The organism is Actinomadura sp. 9N407, from assembly GCF_044326315.1.
Taxonomy (GTDB): Bacteria; Actinomycetota; Actinomycetes; order Streptosporangiales; family Streptosporangiaceae; genus Spirillospora.
Genome location: NZ_JBIRAW010000048.1, coordinates 1 through 17036 on the forward strand (window position 1 = coordinate 1; position 17036 = coordinate 17036).

Annotated in this window: 17 protein-coding genes and 1 tRNA gene; 15 read left to right on the forward strand and 3 right to left on the reverse strand. The window is 70.0% G+C overall.

Annotation, left to right across the window (positions count from 1 at the left end):
• Positions 1-305 precede the first annotated feature (305 nt).
• On the forward strand, positions 306-578 hold the full coding sequence (locus ACH34Q_RS43345) for a hypothetical protein (RefSeq protein WP_395989071.1): 273 nt from the start codon (positions 306-308) through the stop codon (positions 576-578).
• Between the two features lie 38 nt (positions 579-616).
• Here ACH34Q_RS43345 and ACH34Q_RS43350 read toward each other — a convergent pair whose 3' ends face one another.
• Positions 617-1252, reverse strand: a complete 636-nt coding sequence (locus ACH34Q_RS43350; RefSeq protein ID WP_395989072.1) for a TetR/AcrR family transcriptional regulator — start codon at positions 1250-1252, stop codon at positions 617-619.
• Between the two features lie 145 nt (positions 1253-1397).
• On the opposite strand from ACH34Q_RS43350, the gene ACH34Q_RS43355 reads away from it, so the two are divergent.
• The 4 genes from ACH34Q_RS43355 to ACH34Q_RS43370 all read left to right on the forward strand — a co-directional run bounded on the left by ACH34Q_RS43355 (position 1398) and on the right by ACH34Q_RS43370 (position 3859).
• Positions 1398-2177 carry a glucose 1-dehydrogenase gene (locus tag ACH34Q_RS43355; RefSeq protein ID WP_395989073.1) on the forward strand — a complete coding sequence of 260 codons (780 nt, stop codon included), beginning with the start codon at positions 1398-1400 and terminating at the stop codon, positions 2175-2177.
• Positions 2174-2650 (forward strand): nitroreductase/quinone reductase family protein, encoded by a 477-nt coding sequence (locus tag ACH34Q_RS43360; protein WP_395989074.1) that lies wholly within the window; start codon positions 2174-2176, stop codon positions 2648-2650. Before ACH34Q_RS43355 ends, ACH34Q_RS43360 begins: the two co-directional genes overlap by 4 nt.
• 311 nt (positions 2651-2961) lie before the next feature.
• Positions 2962-3090, forward strand: coding sequence for a hypothetical protein (locus tag ACH34Q_RS43365; protein WP_395989075.1), 129 nt, complete (start codon positions 2962-2964; stop codon positions 3088-3090).
• Positions 3091-3283: 193 nt separating this feature from the next.
• A complete protein-coding gene (locus tag ACH34Q_RS43370; protein WP_395989076.1) occupies positions 3284-3859 on the forward strand; it encodes a response regulator transcription factor in 576 nt (191 codons plus the stop codon).
• Between the two features lie 35 nt (positions 3860-3894).
• Here ACH34Q_RS43370 and ACH34Q_RS43375 read toward each other — a convergent pair whose 3' ends face one another.
• Entirely contained in the window at positions 3895-4962 is a 1068-nt protein-coding gene (locus ACH34Q_RS43375) for an integrase core domain-containing protein (protein ID WP_395989077.1), read from the reverse strand.
• Between the two features lie 364 nt (positions 4963-5326).
• Positions 5327-5400, reverse strand: a tRNA-Pro gene (locus ACH34Q_RS43380).
• A gap of 199 nt (positions 5401-5599) precedes the next feature.
• Between ACH34Q_RS43380 and ACH34Q_RS43385 the strand changes: the two genes are divergently transcribed.
• From ACH34Q_RS43385 to ACH34Q_RS43430, 10 genes are all read left to right on the forward strand, one after another.
• A complete protein-coding gene (locus ACH34Q_RS43385; protein WP_395989078.1) occupies positions 5600-6364 on the forward strand; it encodes a hypothetical protein in 765 nt (254 codons plus the stop codon).
• Positions 6365-6477: 113 nt separating this feature from the next.
• The gene (locus ACH34Q_RS43390; protein ID WP_395989079.1) at positions 6478-8349 is read left to right on the forward strand and encodes a SpoIIE family protein phosphatase; all 1872 of its coding nucleotides are present in this window, start codon (positions 6478-6480) and stop codon (positions 8347-8349) included.
• Positions 8350-8373: 24 nt separating this feature from the next.
• Entirely contained in the window at positions 8374-9561 is a 1188-nt protein-coding gene (locus tag ACH34Q_RS43395) for an acyl-CoA dehydrogenase family protein (protein ID WP_395989080.1), read from the forward strand.
• 49 nt (positions 9562-9610) lie between these two features.
• Positions 9611-10393, forward strand: a complete 783-nt coding sequence (locus ACH34Q_RS43400; protein ID WP_395989081.1) for an SDR family oxidoreductase — start codon at positions 9611-9613, stop codon at positions 10391-10393.
• A 14-nt stretch (positions 10394-10407) separates the two neighbouring features.
• Positions 10408-11025: a TetR/AcrR family transcriptional regulator gene (locus tag ACH34Q_RS43405; RefSeq protein ID WP_395989082.1), complete on the forward strand. Its 618-nt coding sequence runs from the start codon at positions 10408-10410 to the stop codon at positions 11023-11025.
• 225 nt (positions 11026-11250) lie between these two features.
• Positions 11251-12405, forward strand: coding sequence for an acetyl-CoA C-acetyltransferase (locus tag ACH34Q_RS43410; RefSeq protein WP_395989083.1), 1155 nt, complete (start codon positions 11251-11253; stop codon positions 12403-12405).
• A 197-nt stretch (positions 12406-12602) separates the two neighbouring features.
• On the forward strand, positions 12603-13775 hold the full coding sequence (locus tag ACH34Q_RS43415) for an NADH:flavin oxidoreductase (RefSeq protein WP_395989084.1): 1173 nt from the start codon (positions 12603-12605) through the stop codon (positions 13773-13775).
• A gap of 85 nt (positions 13776-13860) precedes the next feature.
• The gene (locus tag ACH34Q_RS43420; RefSeq protein ID WP_395989085.1) at positions 13861-14595 is read left to right on the forward strand and encodes a GntR family transcriptional regulator; all 735 of its coding nucleotides are present in this window, start codon (positions 13861-13863) and stop codon (positions 14593-14595) included.
• 16 nt (positions 14596-14611) lie between these two features.
• Positions 14612-15787: an acyl-CoA dehydrogenase family protein gene (locus ACH34Q_RS43425; protein ID WP_395989086.1), complete on the forward strand. Its 1176-nt coding sequence runs from the start codon at positions 14612-14614 to the stop codon at positions 15785-15787.
• A 3-nt stretch (positions 15788-15790) separates the two neighbouring features.
• Positions 15791-16978 (forward strand): CaiB/BaiF CoA transferase family protein, encoded by a 1188-nt coding sequence (locus tag ACH34Q_RS43430; protein ID WP_395989087.1) that lies wholly within the window; start codon positions 15791-15793, stop codon positions 16976-16978.
• Positions 16979-17036: the final 58 nt, after the last annotated feature.

The following is a 17036-nucleotide window of genomic DNA, read 5'->3' on the forward strand; positions in this document are numbered from 1 at the left end:
GGCTTGTGCCACGGCTCCGGATGCTGGCCGCCCAGGCAGGGCAGGACCGGGACCGGTCCGCGGTGCTCGCAGAACTCGCGGACCGATTCGACCCCAACCACAGCGTCTGACGCCGCGCCAGAGAGCTATCCCGGCTTCCGGGATGGGAGCCGAGCCGGGAGAAACTCGTGCCGCCCTGGTCCGATGCTGTGCTGTCGGGGCCGGGTACGCCGATCACGTCCGGCGGTATCTGGACCCGCTGCTGGGCCACCTGCTGCTGGCGGAACTATCGGTCGCGCACAGCGCAGGCCGCCAACCGCTCGAACATGAACACCGCAACCAGCCCGAATACCCGATGGCTGTTCCCCGGACGCCGCGGCGGCCAGCCCCTCAACCCCGGCACCCTGCGAGAGCACCTACGTCAGCACGGCTACATGATCGGCAAGGCCCGCCCAGCAGCCCTCCGCCGGCTCGTCCTCCAAGCTCCCGCACCGGTCATCGCCCGCTCCCTCGGCTTCCACGACAAGAGCACCACCCGCATCGCCGCCGAAGCCGGAGGAAGCTGGAACCGCTATGCCCCTGGCGACCACACAAAGTGATCACCAGAAGATCGATCACCCGAATACGCGCTGAACGGTTACGCGAGCCCCCCAGTATCGACCCCGTACCGGGCGGCGATGGTGCGGACGGCCTCGTCGACTACCTGAGCGACGCGTTCGGCGCTCACCTTCCAGCCCGGCACCAGGAGTGTCGGCCAGAAGACGTAGTTGGAGATCATGCCCAGGAACTGGGTGGCTGCGAGGTCCACGTCCTCGACCCGCACCGTTCCCGCCTCGTGCTCAGCCAGGAGGTAGCCGCGTACGGACTCGAAGTAGGGCATCTTCCCGTGCGAGAACTGCGCATGGGCCAGCTCAGGGAACCGTGGCAGCTCGGCGATGACGATCCGGAACAGGTCGGTCATCTGGGTACGGCCTAGTAGTTCGGCGTAGCGGCGACCGATGATGCTGAGCCCGTCGACGACGTTGCCTGCCGGCGGAGGATCCCCCTCGTCAGCGGTCGACCAGGACTCGGTCACGATGGCGTCGAACAGGACAGCCTTGCTCGGAAACTGCTTGAACAAGGTGGCCCGCGAGACACCCGAGCGCTCTGCGATCCGCGCCAGCGACGTCCGGTCGTAGCCCAACTCCAGGAACAGTGCGGTCGCGGCTGTCACGATTAGCGCGCGCTTCTCCTGGGCGACGCGCTGGTGGTACGTCGGTACGACCCTGCTCATGGACTGAGCATACGAGATGAGTGGCTTGACTCGCCACTGCCGTCGACCTACTGTCAAGGGGATGGCGAGTCGCCCGACTCACCACTGGCCGCCGTTCATCACTGGTGATCCCGGTCAGTCACCCACGTACCGAAGGAAACATCTGATGCCACGCTTCGACAACCAGACCGTGCTGGTGACCGGTGGGACCGGCGGCCAGGGCTCGAGCCACGTGCGCGCCTTTCACGCGGAGGGAGCGAACGTGGTGATCGGCGACATCGACACCGAACGCGGCGCCGCTCTCGCCGACGAGCTCGGGTCCCGCGCTCGCTTCGCCCGCCTCGACGTCACCGACGAGAGCTTGTGGTCCGCCGCTGTGCGAGCCGCCGAGAGTGCGTTCGGGGCCCTGAACGTGCTCGTCAACAACGCGGGCGTGCAGAACCCGCCGGCGCCGATCGAGAACACGGAGCAGGCCACGTGGTCGCGCATCCTCGACATCAACCTCACAGGGACCTTCCTCGGCATCAAGGTCGCCGCCCCCGCTCTGCGCCGCGCAGCAGGGGGAGCCATCGTCAACATCGCCTCGACGATGGGCCTGGGCGGTACGGCTCACTACGCGCCGTACGTTGCCAGCAAGTGGGCCGTGCGAGGCCTGACCCGAACGGCAGCGCTCGAGCTCGGCCGCGACCACATCCGGGTGAACACCATCCACCCTGGCGTGATCGCGACCCCCTTCATCCACGAACCAGCAGCCGGCGCAGTCGCGGCAATCGCCGACTTCTACTCACCCGAGCCGTTCGCCATCCCCCGGCTCGGGGAGCCGACCGACGTCACCCGGCTTCTCCTGTTCCTCACGTCATCGGACGCGTCGTTCATCACGGGGTCGGAGTACGTCATCGACGGTGGACTCCTCCTCGGGCCCGCCCTGCAGACCCAGACCGCATGAGCACTTCAGACACGACCGGATCCAACGACTCCGCACGGGACGCGTCTTTGTCGCACCTGCCCGACCACATCTGGCAAGCCATCGAGATCACCCCCGCCGCAGGCACCAGCGAACGGATCATCGACATCACGACGCTGGGGCGCCGCACCGGCCGGCCACGCCGCATCGAGATCTTCTTCTACCGAGCTGCGGGCACCACCTACCTGTGTAGCGGCGCCGGCGGTGCCGCGACCGATTGGCATGCGAACCTTCTCGCCGATCCCAACTTCACCTTCCACCTCAAGCACGGGACCCGCGCGGATCTGCCTGCACGGGCCACGCCTGTCACCGATCCAGCTGAACGTCAGGCCGTGCTGGCGGAGATCGTCGCGGATCTCAATCAGCCCCACGACCCCGGCACCATCCGGCCGACCCGGCTCGAAGACTGGGCCGACAGTCGGCTGATGCGCATCAGCTTCCGCCATCGGCCGTGATCACGGATCCCTCGACAGATGACCTCCTCCCAGAGACTGGCGTGTAGTCGCCGCTAAGCCGCGTCCACCGTTTGGGAGATCCTGCACGCTGCCGGTGTCGATCCCGCTCCCCGGCGTTCCGGTCCGACGTGGCGGCGGTTCCGCACCGCCCAGGCTCACGCGACCATCGCGTGCGACTTCCTGGGCGTGGGGACCGCGCTGCTCCAGCGGCTGTACGTGCTGGTGTTCATCGAGCACGGCACCCGCAGACTCCACCTGGGCGGTGTGACGGCGCACCCGACCAGGCCGCTATGACGGGGCAGGATGGTCGTGTGACCGATCAGCGGCCGGACCGGCCCAAGCGGCGGACGTTCACCAAGGCATATAAGGCCCGGATCCTGGCCGCCTATGATGCCCTGCCCGAAAGCAGCCTCGGAACGCGGTGCGCTTCTGCGGACTGAATCTCGCCTGCCGCCGTCCTGGTCATGCTCCGCCGACGCTGCGCCGAGCTGGCCGAGCATCACCCAGACTTCCAGACAACCGGCTTCACCCCACACGCATTCCCCAGCGACGCGCTAATCCTGGTCTCAGGTTGATCGGGGACAATGAGCGGCAAAAGCATCGACTGGATGGGGGCGGGCCGGCGTGCGGATCATGATCGCGGATGATGACGCGGCCATCCGTGAGTCGCTGGAGCGGGTGCTCCAGGTCGAGGGTTACGACACCAGCACCGTCGCCAACGGTCTCGCCGTGCTCGACGGGGTCGGTGGGGCCGGCGGTGACACGCTGGATCTGCTGATCCTCGACGTGATGATGCCCCGCGTCGGCGGGTTGGAGACCTGCCGGCGGTTGCGGGCCGCGGGTCGAGATCTTCCGGTGCTGATGCTGACCGCCCGTGACCAGGTCTCCGACCGGGTCGCGGGGCTGGACGCGGGCGCCGACGACTACCTGCCCAAGCCGTTCGCCACCGAGGAGTTGCTGGCCCGGGTGCGGGCCCTGCTGCGCCGACGCACGCCGCCCGACGAGGAGTCGCAGATCCTGTCGTTCGCCGACGTCCGGCTCGATCCCGACAGGTTCGAGGCGTGGCGTGGCGGGCGGCCGCTGCGCTTGACCCGGACCGAGTTCTCCCTCCTGCAGGTCCTCGTGCGCAACGCGACCCGGGTCTTGACCCGCGACGTGCTGTTCGAGGCGATCTGGGTGTGGGGCTTCAATATTCGGTTCTGCCTTTGACCTGGGGCTCCGTGTCGCTTCAGACGTGGTGACCGCTATGCGACGTTGCGGTATTCGTTGATCACACCGCCGAGGAGGCGTGTCCGGCGGATGGCGGCGTTGTTGCTGATGGGAGTCGGTTCGGGCGGGGGAGTAGGCGGTCGTTGCCCTAGGGAACGATGCGGACGGTGACCATTGAAATGATCGGCGTAGATCCTGAGCACGGCTTCCAGATGGCGTCGGGAGAAGATCAGTAACCGGTCGGTGCACTCGCGGCGGACGCTGCCGACCCACCGCTCGGCGAAGGCGTTTGCTCGTGGGCTTTGCGGTGGTGTCCGCAGTACGGTGATGCCGGTCGCTGCGAAGACGGCATCGAAGGCGTCGGTGAACTTGGTGTCCCGGTCGCGGACGAGGAAGCGGAAACGCTGAGCGCTCTCGTCCAGGTCCATCAGCAGGTTCCGGGCCTGCTGCGTCACCCAGGCGCCCGTCGGGTTGCGGGTGGCGCCCAGCACGTGGACCCGGCGGGTGGCGATCTCCACCACGAAGAACACGTAGATCCGCTGGAGGAAGACGGTATCGACGGTGAAGAAGTCGCAGGCCAGGATGCCGGAGGCCTGGGCCCGCAGAAACCTGGTCCAGGACGCGTCGGTCCGTCGCGGTGCCGGATCGACACCGGCGCGGCGCAGGATCCGCCACACGGTGGCCGCCGACACCTGGTAACCAAGCCCGATCAACTCTCCGTGGATGCGGCGGTGGCCCCAACCCGGGTTCTCGCCGGCCAGTTGCAGCACCAACTGGCGGATTTCCCGCTGAACCGGTGGCCGGCCGGGTGCCTTATGCGGGTAGGTCCACTTCCTGGCGCCCAGTTCCCGGTGCCACCGCAGCAACGTCGCGGGCGTCACCATGAACGTGTTCCAGCGCGACCGGGGCAGCAGCTGCGACAACGCGGCCAGCAGGACCCGATCGGCCGGTCGGAGAGCAGGACGGTTCACCTGCCGCCGCAACACCGCAAGCTGATGACGTAACACCAGGATCTCGATGTCCTTGGCCGTGTCCCCACGGAGCCGAAGCAGCATCACGCCCAGCGAGGTGCGCGTCAGGTCGTACAACAGCGACCACACCATGGCGATCCAGCCTGCCCGACCGCCGCATGACCCCGCAGGGAAACCGGCAGGTCAAGGCCGGAATCGGGGTTTTGAAGCCCCACAGGGGCGAGTCCTGGCCAAGTCTGGCGAACGGGCGGTACCCGGTTGCCCGTACTGGCTCGTCGCGAACGGTGCAGCTCTCTTGTTGCTGACCGACTTCCACGGTTGCCGACTCCCGAGCCGCCGCGGTGGTGAGGGCGCGAGTCTGTGGGCCATCTCAAGAGGTGTACGGCACCGCACGACACCGATTGCGCGGGTAGGTCAGGGGACTTAGTCACTCAGTTGGTCACCCAGGGCGCGACAAAGGCCGGGTCCGATGATCGGATCCGGCCTCTGACCTGCGTCGGGACGGCGGGATTTGAACCCACGACCCCTTGACCCCCAGTCAAGTGCGCTACCAAACTGCGCTACGTCCCGGTGCCCGGTTGAGCGGGCGTGATTACTCTAGCGCAGTGCGGGCGTGGGTGCGTACTCGGTATTGGGCGGGGTGGGATCTGGTAGGCATGGCCGGGTGATCTCGTTGGTGGGGCGCGTGGGGCCGGTCGTCGCCGGTGCCATGATCCTGGGCGGTTGTGGTGGGGATGGGACGAGGACTGCGAAGGGTCCGGAGGCGGTGGTGAGTACGCCGTCGGAGAGGCCTGCGGTCAGGGTGCCGCCGGGGGTGCGGGCCGGGTACGTGGTGTACGACCTGGAGGCCGGGAGGACGGTGCTCCAGTACGGGGCGCGGCGGACGTTCCGGTCGGCCTCGGTGGTGAAGATCCTTGTCACGCTGGACTATCTGCGGGGCACGGAGGATGTGCCGGAGAAGGATCTGGCGTTGCTGCGGCCGATGCTCAGGTCGAGTGACGACGGGGCCGCCACCGCGTTCTGGAAGCGGGGCGGGCAGGGCGCGATCGTGGAGCGGATGGCGCGGCGGATCGGGCTGGGGGAGACGGAGCCGCCGCCGGCGGACAAGCCCGGGTTCTGGGGATACACGGCGCTGAGCGCTCTGGATGTGGCCAAGACGTACCGGTATGTCCTGGAGAAGGCGCCGAAGGCCCATCGGGATCTCATCATGGGGGAGTTGGGTAAGGCGACGCCGTGCGGGAAGGACCGGTACGACCAGTACTTCGGGATCCCGCGGGCGGTGCCGCGGCCTTGGGCGGTCAAGCAGGGGTGGTCGGGGTTCGGGGACGTGCCGGCGGTGCCGTGCGAGGGATCCTCGTACAGGCCCGCGGCGGCGCCGGGTCTGGGGATCGGGCGGCCGGTGCTGCATACGACCGGGGTGGTTGGGGGTCGGATCGTGGTGGTGCTCACGCTGCATCCGGCCGGGTCGTCGTTCAAGGTGGCGGCGGAACGGCTGACGACGCTGACCAAGCAGGTGTTCGGGGCCGCGGGGTAAAGCGGCGGCGCTGACCTTTCTAGTGGGCGGCAAAATAGGCCTCCCCGGACACCGATAGTGAATAGTGCTCCTCATAGCCTTATATACGGTTCTTCCATCGATGGGGGATTCGTGTGAGGGAAACGGAGAGCACGCCGCTGATACCGGAACTGGCGGATCTGCGCGGGGCCGCACGGGACCGCGCGATCATCGCCGAGGCCCGGGTCGTGCTCGCCGGGCGGCTGGGGGTGCGGCCCGACGAGGCGCTGCAGCATCTGATCTGGCTGGCGCGCGACCTGGACGTGGAACTCAAGGAGGCCGCGGCGATGGTGACCGGCGTCCGCGGGGAGGCGGCGCCGGAGCCGGAGCAGGGGGGGATCGGTGCCCATGCCGCGGTGCTGCCGCAGACGGTGACGCCGCTGGTGGACGCGTTCCCGGCGCCGGAGGCGGACGTGGCCGAGGACGCCGGGAGGCTGGCCGCGGTGCCGGACGATCCGGCGGCGCGGGCCGTCCTGGACGTGGCGATCAACGCGGCGGCGCATCTGGTGCCCGTGCGGGGGGCCGATGGGAAGGTGCTCGATTTCCTTTATGCGAACTTGAACGAATCGGCCCGGGATCTGTTCGGGCGGGGCGCGGCGGAATTGGCCGGGCAGCGGTTGCTCCGGATGGATCCCGGATCGGCGCTGCTCGGGCTGTTCCCGGCCTATGTGGAGGTCCTGGAGACCGGGAGGCCCTATGAAAGGGGGCCGTTCGAGTTCTCGACCGCACAGGAGGGACTGACCCGTACGGCGCGGATGTCGGTCCGTTGCGTGGCGGTTCCCACGGGTGTCTGCACGGTCTGGCACTACTACGACGACGAGGACCGGATGCGCCGCCGGCTGGAGCGGGCGGGACGGCTGGCCTCGCTGGGGTTCGGCGAGTACGACCTGGCCACCGACGAGTTGCAGTGGACGCCGCAGATGGCGGCCAACTACGGGCTGACCGCGGGGCCGCCGCTGCTGGACGAGCTGTCCAAGGTGGTCGTGGACGAGGACCGGCCGATGGTCGAGGAGCGGTTCCAGACGCTGCTCAGCCGCCGCGAGCCGGTGGAGCTGGAGCACCGGGTGGTCGCCGGGGACGGGGAGCAGCGGCATCTGTGGGTGTTCGCGGAGCCGGTGCTGGACGGGGCTGGCCGCCCGGTGTCGGTGAACATCCTGTCCCAGGACATCACCCGGCGGCGCGGGATCGAGAAGGCGCTGGTGGAGACCCGGCGGGAGATCCTGCGCCAGCAGGCCCAGGTGGCGCAGGAGCGGGAGGTGGCGGTCACGTTGCGGCGGGCGATCCTGCCCGATCCGGAGGATCTGCCGGACGTGCCCGGGCTGGGCTTCGCGGTGCGCAGCCTGGCGGCCGAGAGCGCGGCGCGGATCGGCGGCGACTGGTTCGTCTCAAGGCCGCTGCCGGACCAGCGGACGCTGCTGGCGATCGGGGACGTGGCGGGGCACGGGCTGCCGGCGGCGGCGGCGATGGCGCGGACCCGCAACGGGCTGCTGGGGCTGGCCTACACCGGCGAGTGCCCGGGACGGCTGGTGGGCTGGCTGAACGAGATGGTCGGCGAGCTCGTACCGGAGCGGGTCGCGACCGGGACGGCCCTGGTCGCGCTGTACGACCCGGGGACGCGCCTCATGGAGTGGACCTCGGCCGGGCATCTGCCGCCGATCCTGGTACGCGACGGCCAGGCGTCCCCGCTGCGGGTCACTCCCGAACCGATGCTGGGCGCGGTGCCGGGGTACGGCTACTCGACGATCTCGACCCCGATGCTGCCGGGTGACCTGCTGTTCCTGTACACCGACGGCCTGGTGGAACGGCGGGACGTCGATCTGGAGGAACGGATCGAGCGGCTGACGGAGGTCCTGTCCGGGTGCGCGGGGCCCCCGGACCCGGTGGTGGAGGAGGTACTGGAGCAGATGGAGTACGACCGTACGGCCGACGACACCACGCTGTTCGCGATGCGGATCGATTCTTTCTAACAACTGTTTGGTAGAGTGCCCGGCGTGGAGCAGAACGAGACCCCCGAGGAACGGGCCTTCCGCGCGGAGGTCCGCGACTGGCTGGAGACCAACCTGTCGGGCGAGTTCGCGCACGCCCGAGGGCTGGGCGGGCCGGGACGCGAGCATGAGGCGCACGAGGAGCGGCTGGCCTGGGAGCGGCACATGGCCGCGTCCGGCTGGACCTGCATCGGCTGGCCCGAGGAGTACGGCGGACGCGGCGCGAGCGTCGAGCAGCAGGTGATCTTCAACGAGGAGTACGCGCTGGCCGACGCGCCGGCGCGGGTCGGCCATATCGGCGAGAACCTGCTCGGCCCGACGATCATCGCATTCGGCACCGAGGAGCAGAAGCAACGGTTCCTGCCGCCGATCGTGGCGGTCGAGGAGCTGTGGTGCCAGGGCTACTCCGAGCCCGACGCCGGTTCCGACCTGGCCAACGTGCAGACCCGCGCCCAGCAGGACGAGCGGGGCTGGAGCGTCACGGGCCAGAAGGTCTGGACGTCGCTGGCGCTGGAGGCCGACTGGTGCTTCGTGGTCTGCCGTACGGAGCCGGGCTCCAAGCGGCACGCCGGCCTGTCCTACCTGCTGGTCCCGATGCGCCAGGACGGCGTGGAGATCCGCCCGATCGTGCAGCTGACCGGCACCTCGGAGTTCAACGAGGTGTTCTTCGACGGCGCCCGTACCGACGCGGGCCACCTCGTGGGCGCGCCGGGCGAGGGCTGGAAGATCGCGATGGCCACGCTCGGCTTCGAGCGCGGGGTGGCGACGCTGGGCCAGCAGGTCGGGTTCCGGCGCGAGCTGCAGGGCGTGCTCGAGCTGGCCCGCCGTACCGGCGCCATCGACGATCCGCTGCTGCGCGACCGGCTCACCCGGTCCTGGATGGGCCTGGAGATCATGCGGCTGAACGCGACCCGGACGATGGCCGGCGTCGCGGCCGGCGCGCCCGGGCCCGAGTCGTCCATCTCCAAGCTGGTCTGGGGCACCTGGCACCGCGAGCTCGGCGAGCTGGCCATGGACGTGCTCGGCGCCGCCGGGCTGGTCGCCGAGGGCGAGCCGTACGATCTGGACGACTGGCAGCGGCTGTTCCTGTTCTCCCGCTCTGACACCATTTACGCGGGCTCGAACGAGATCCAGCGCAACATCATCGCCGAGCGCGTGCTCGGGCTTCCCCGAGAGCCGAGGGGGAACGAGTGAGGGACCGGCGAGCGACCGAGCGCGACCGAATGAGCAGAGAGGCACGTTCATGACCCCCCCGCCGCCCTATCCGCAGGCCCACGGGCTGCTGCGCGACCAGATCGTGGTGATCACCGCCGCGGCCGGTGCCGGGATCGGCGGCGCCACCGCGCGCCGCGCGCTGGAGGAGGGCGCGAAGGTCCTGATCTCCGACGCGCACGAGCGGCGGCTGAACGCGACGCTGGCCGAGCTGGAGAAGGAGTTCGGCGCCGACCGGGTGGCCGCACTGCCCTGCGACGTCACCTCCGAGGAGCAGGTCCGGGCGCTGTACGCGCTGGCCGTCGAGCGGTACGGCCGGATCGACGTGGCGGTCAACAACGCCGGGCTCGGCGGTACGTCCGACCTGGTGGACATGGAGGACGACGCCTGGGACCGGGTCCTGGACATCACGCTGAACGGCACCATGCGCTGCACCCGCGCCGCCCTGCGGATCATGCGGGAGCAGGGCTCCGGGAAGATCGTCAACAACGCGTCGGTGATCGGCTGGCGCGCGCAGAAGGGCCAGTCGCACTATGCCGCCGCCAAGGCCGGGGTCATGGCGCTCACCCGCTGCGCCGCGCTGGAGGCCGCCGAGTACGGGGTACGGATCAACGCCGTCTCGCCGTCGCTGGCGATGCACCCGCACCTGGTCAAGGTGACCTCGCAGGAGCTGCTGGACGACCTCACGAGCCGGGAGGCCTTCGGGCGCTACGCCGAGCCGTGGGAGGTGGCCAACGTCATCGTCTTCCTGGCCAGTGACTACTCCTCGTACATGACGGGCGAGGTCCTCTCCGTCTCCAGCCAGCATCCGTAAGGGATCCCGCCACCATGAGTCCACGACGGCGTGACGCCGAGGGCACTGCGGTCGCGCGCGGGGAGCGGCGTGCCGAGCTGCTCGCCACCGCCGCGGAGGTGTTCGCCTCGCAGGGGTACTCGGCCACCACGGTCCGCCAGGTCGCCGACGCCGCCGGGATCCTGGGTGGCAGCCTCTACTACCACTTCGACTCCAAGGAGTCGATGGCCGACGAGATACTGTCGAACTTCCTGGACGAGATGTGGGCGTCCTACGACCGCGTTCTGGCTTCCGGGCTCGGTGCCCGCGAGACGCTGGAGGCCCTGGTCGTCGAGTCGTTCCGCTCCATCGACCGGCACCGCCCCGCCGTCGTGATCTACCAGAACGAGTCCAAGCACCTGGCCGCCGGGGAGCGCTTCGGCTACCTGCTCGACTCGCACCGCCGCTTCGAGGAGATGTGGACCTCGCTGCTGGCACGGGGCGTGCGGGAGGGGGCGTTCCGCGACGATCTCGACCGGACCCTGGTCTACCGCTTCATCCGCGACACCGTCTGGCTCGCCGCCAACTGGTACCAGCGCGGCGGACGGCTGTCCGCCGACGACATCGCCAAGCAGTACCTCGCCATGGTCCTGGAAGGGATCCGGGCGACCTAGCGACCCGTACGAGACGCGACCCGTACAAGACGCAACAGGCACAGCAAAAGGCCAAACAGGGCAACAGGGCAACAGGCACGACAAGCAAGCCAGGCAAGACACAAGCAAGACCAATGCGGAAAGCAAGACCAGCAAGACCGCAAGCAAGACCAGCAAGACCAGCAAGACCAGGCAAGTTGACACCCGGCCCTCGTTCGGGCCGCCGACAGCTACGGAGACACCCCCATGGCCGAGGCCTACATCGTCGAAGCGGTCCGCGCGCCGGTCGGGCGTCGCGGTGGCGCGCTGTCCGCGGTGCACCCCGCCGACCTGGGCGCGCACGTGCTGACCGCCCTGATGGACCGTTCGAAGGCCGACCCGGCGGCGGTCGAGGACGTCGTCTTCGGCTGCGTGGACGCGGTGGGCCCGCAGGCCGGCGACATCGCCAGGACCGCGTGGCTGGCCGCCGGACTTCCCGAGGAGGTCCCCGGCGTGACCGTGGACCGCCAGTGCGGCTCGTCCCAGCAGGCGGTGCACTTCGCCGCCCAGGCCGTCCTGTCGGGTACGTCCGACCTGGTGGTGGCGGGCGGCGTGCAGAACATGTCGCAGATCCCGATCTCGTACGCGATGACCGCCGCCGAGCCGCTGGGCTTCACCGAGGGCCCGTTCGCGGGTTCCAAGGGCTGGACGCGGCGGTACGGCGACCGCGAGGTGTCGCAGTTCGCCGGCGCCGAGATGATCGCGCGCGACTGGGACCTGACCCGCGAGGAGATGGAGGAGTTCGCCTACACCTCCCACCAGCGGGCGATCCGGGCCATCGACGAGGGCCGGTTCGAGCGCGAGATCGCCCCGTACGAGGGCTTCGGGACCGACGAGGGACCGCGCCGCGACACCACGCGCGAGAAGATGGCGGGGCTGAAGACCCTGGTCGAGGGCGGCCGGCTGACCGCCGCGCTGGCCTCGCAGATCACCGACGGCGCGGCCGCGCTGCTGATCGCGTCCGAGCGCGCGGTCAAGGAGCACAACCTGACCCCGCGGGCCCGGATCCACCACATCTCCGCGCGCGGCGAGGACCCGATCCGGATGCTGTCGGCGCCGATCCCGGCCACCGCGTACGCGCTCAAGAAGGCCGGCATGACGATCGGCGACATCGACGCCGTGGAGATCAACGAGGCGTTCGCGCCGGTCGTGCTGGCCTGGCTGAAGGAGACCGGCGCCGACCCGGAGCGCACCAACCCCAACGGCGGCGCGATCGCGCTCGGCCACCCGCTCGGCGCGACCGGTGCCCGGCTGATGACCTCGCTGCTGCACGAGCTGGAGCGCACCGGCGGCCGGTACGGGCTGCAGACGATGTGCGAGGGCGGCGGCCAGGCCAACGTCACCGTCATCGAGCGGCTCTGATCCAGCGCTTCTGATCCAGCGCTTCTGACCCAGCGTCTCGGATCCAGCGTCTCGGACCGCGCGAGTCCGAGGTCGCGGCTCTGACGATCACCCTGCGGCGTGCCGTCCCCTCGGGGGCCTGGACGGGCGGCACGCCGTTCCACCACCCGCCGGCCTCACCACCGGCGTCTCTCAGCACTTGCATCTCGAGGAGAACCATGGCCCCCGACGTTCTCGCGCCCGCCAAGCTCGGGCCGGTCAGCCTGCGCAACCGCGTGATCAAGGCCGCCACGTTCGAGGGGATGACCCCGGACGCGCTGGTCAGCGACGAGCTGATCGAGTACCACCGGCGCCCGGCCGCGGGCGGTGTGGGCATGACGACCGTCGCGTACTGCGCGGTGGCGCCCGAGGGGCGGACCGAGCGTCGGCAGATCTGGATGCGCCCCGAGGCGGTGCCCGGACTGCGGCGGCTCACCGAGGCGATGCATGCCGAAGGGGCGGCGGTGTCGGCCCAGATCGGGCATGCGGGCCCGGTCGCCGACGCCAAGTCCAACGGGCTGCCTGGCCTGTCGGCGGGACGCTTCTTCAACCCGATCGGCATGAAGTACACCAAGCCCGCGACGGCGGCCGACATCGAGCGGGTCACCAAGGCGCACGCGACGGCGGCACGGCTGGCGGTCGAGTCCGGGTTCGACGCCGTGGAGATGCACTTCGGGCACAACTACCTGGCCAGCTCGTTCCTGAGCCCCAAGCTCAACCGGCGCGACGACGAGTTCGGCGGTTCCCTGGTCAACCGCGCCAAGGTCGTCCGGGGCATCGCGCGCGCCGTACGGGACGAGGTCGGCGACACCATTGCGGTGACCGCCAAGCTCAACATGCGCGACGGCGTGCGCGGGGGCCTGGAAGTGGACGACAGTTTGCAGGTCGCGCGGTGGCTGCAGGAGGACGGCTCGGTCGACGCGCTGGAGTTGACCGCCGGCAGTTCGCTGCTCAATCCGATGTACCTGTTCCGCGGGGACGCGCCGATCCCCGAGTTCGCCGCGAACTTCCCGCTGCCGCTGCGGCTGGGCATCCGGATGTTCGGCAAGCGGTTCCTGCACGCCTACCCGTACCAGGACGCCTACCTGCTGGAGCACGCCAGGCGCTTCCAGGCCGAGCTGGACCTGCCGCTGATCCTGCTGGGCGGCATCACCACGCGGGAGACGATGGACCTGGCGATGGACGAGGGGTTCGCGTTCGTGGCGATGGGGCGGGCGCTGCTGCGCGAGCCGGACCTGATCAACCGGATCGCGGCGGACGCGGCAACCCCGTCGCTGTGCATTCACTGCAACCGGTGCATGCCCACGATCTACACCGGGACGCGCTGCCCGGAGATCCCCGCCGCCCGGTAGGTGCCGGGTACGGGAGCGCCTTCGCTCTCTATCCGGTTCCTATTTCATATATTATGTTGAATTCTATCCGACCGTACGGGAGACGATGAGCGTGGGTGACCAGGCCCTCGGACGGCGCCGCCAGCTCAGCGACGAAGTGGCCGCGTACGTCCGGGATCTCATCATGTCCGGGCAGGTCAGGCATGGCGAGTTCCTGCGCATGGAACGGATCGCCGAGGACCTCGGGGTCAGCGTCACCCCGGTACGCGAGGCCCTGCTGTCGCTGCGCGGGGAGGGGTTCGTCCGGCTCGAGCCGCGCCGCGGGTTCATGCCGGCGCCGCTGTCCAGGCAGGACGTCCAGGATCTGTTCGAGGCCCAGGCGTACTTCGCCGGCGAGCTGGCCGCCCGCGCCGCCGAGCATGTCACCGAGGACGGCCTGGCCGCCCTCGACCGGACCCAGGAGCAGCTGGAACGGGCGTCCCGGACGCGCGACTCCGACGGCATCGAGCGCGCCAACCACGACTTCCACCGGCTGATCAACCTGGCGGCCCGGTCGCCGAAGACCGCCTGGCTGCTGCAGCTGGTGGTGCGGTACGCGCCGCGCCGGTTCTACTCCAGCATCCAGGGCTGGGACCAAGCGTCGGTGGACGACCACCACCAGGTGCTCGCAGCGCTCCGGGACGGGGACGCCGCCGCGGCGCGGCAGGCGATGCGCACCCACATCCGGCATGCGGGGACGCTGCTCATCGCGCACCTGGAGGCCCAGGGCTTCTGGGACGACGAGGACGAAAGCGCTGGGACCGGCGACGGTGAACGCGACGGCGGCGGAGATCGTCCATGACAAGGAGACACCGAACGTGAGCAGGCTGCAGCAGACCTACGGGCTGTCCGACGATCAGCGCGAGATCCTGGCGACGGTACGGGCGTTCGTCGACCGGGAGATCCTGCCGGTCGCCGCCGAGCTGGAACGTACCGACACCTACCCGCAGGCGATCGTGGACGGGATGCGCGATCTCGGGCTCTTCGGGCTGGTGATCGATGAGCAGTACGGCGGGCTCGGCGAGTCGCTGCTGACCTACGCCCTGGTGGTGGAGGAACTGGCGCGCGGCTGGATGAGCGTGTCGGGGATCGTCAACACCCACTTCATCGTCGCCTGGATGGTCGCCCAGCACGGCACGCCCGAGCAGAAGGCGCACTACCTGCCGAAGATGGCCGCCGGCGAGATCCGGGGCGCGTTCTCGATGTCGGAGCCGCACTGCGGCTCGGACGTGTCGGCGATCCGGACCCGGGCCGTCCCGGACGGCACCGACTACCTGATCACCGGGCAGAAGATGTGGCTGACCAACGGCGCCTCGGCCAACCTGGTCGCCACCCTGGTCAAGACCGACCCGGACGCGGGCCACAAGGGGATGACCACGTTCCTGGTGGACAAGACCCCCGGGTTCGGCGAGGTCGCGCCCGGCCTGACCGTGCCCGGCAAGATCGAGAAGATGGGCTACAAGGGCGTCGACACCACCGAGTTCCTCTTCGACGGCCACCGGATCCCGGCCGCGCAGATCCTCGGCGGGGAGCCCGGCCGCGGCTTCTACCAGATGATGGACGGCGTCGAGGTCGGCCGGGTCAACGTGGCCGCGCGCGGTGCCGGCGTCGCCCGCCGCGCCTACGACCTGGCCCTGGCCTACGCCCGCGAGCGCGAGACGTTCGGCAAGCCCATCGCCGAGCACCAGGCGGTGATGTTCCGGCTGGCGGAGATGGCGACCAAGGTGGAGGCCGCGCACCAGATGGTGGTGATGGCCGCCCGCCGCAAGGACTCCGGGGAGCGCAACGACCTGGAGTCCGGGATGGCCAAGTACCTGGCCAGCGAGTACTGCAAGGAGGTCGTGGAGGACTCGTTCCGGATCCACGGCGGCTACGCCTACTCCAAGGAGTACGAGATCGAGCGGCTCTACCGGGAGGCGCCGATGCTGCTGATCGGCGAGGGCACCGCCGACATCCAGAAGATGATCATCGGCCGCCGGCTGCTGGAAGGCTGACCGGTGCCGCTTCCCCTCGAAGGGATCACGGTCGTCGCGCTGGAGCAGGCCGTGGCCGCGCCCTTCGCCACCCGCCAGCTCGCCGACCTGGGCGCTCGGGTGATCAAGGTGGAGCGAGTGGACGGCGGCGACTTCGCCCGCGCGTACGACTCGGGCGTACGGGGCGGGCTCGGGACGCACTTCGCCTGGCTCAACCGGTCCAAGGAGTCGGTCGCGCTCGACGTCAAGCGGCCGGAGGGGCGGGCGATCCTCGCCGAGCTGATCGCGGGCGCCGACGTCTTCCTGCAGAACCTCGCCCCCGGCGCGGCGGCCCGGATGGGGCTGTCCGCCGAGGAGTTGCGCGCGGCCGATCCGCGGCTGATCGTGATCGACATGTCCGGGTACGGCAGCGGCGGGCCGTACCGCGACAAGCGCGCCTACGACATGCTCGTCCAGGCCGAGGCGGGGCTGATCTCGGTCACCGGCACCCCCGAGACGCCTGTCAAGGCCGGATCGCCGCTGGCCGACATCGCCGCCGGGATGTACGCGTTCTCCGGGGCGCTGGCCGCGCTCGTACGGCGCGGGACGACGGGGGAGGGGGCATCGATCGAGGTGTCGATGTTCGACGCCGTCGCCGAATGGATGGGGCAGGCCCTCTACACCACGCTCTACACGGGGGCTCCTCCGGCGCGTACCGCGCTGGGCCATCCGGTCATCTCGCCGTACGACGCGTACCCGACGGCCGACGGCCCCGACGTGGTCATCGGCGTCCAGAACGACCGCGGCTGGGCGGCCCTGGCGACCGGCGTGCTCGACCGCCCCGACCTGGTGACCGACCCCGAGTACGCGACGAACCGGGCCCGGGTCGGCAACCGCGCCCAGGTGGACGCGCTGATCGCCGGGACGACGTCGCGGATGGCGCGGGCCGAGCTGCTGCGCCGGCTCGACGCGGCGGGCGTCGCGAACGCCTCGCTGAACGACGGGCACGGCCTGGCCGCCCATCCGCAGCTGGCCGAGCGCGACCGCTGGCGGGAGGTGGGCTCGCCGGTCGGCGCGCTGCGCGCGATCCTGCCGCCGATCACGTTCGGCGACACCGAGGTGCGGATGGACCCGATCCCGGCGCTGGGCGAGCACACCGACGCGGTCCTCGCCGAACTGGGCCGCGACGGCGACGCGATCGGCCGGCTGCGCGCCGAGGGCACGGTCGCCTGAACGGGCCGGGTGGCCCACGTCACGTTGCAAGTGTCCACTTACTGCTGTCACCGTGGAG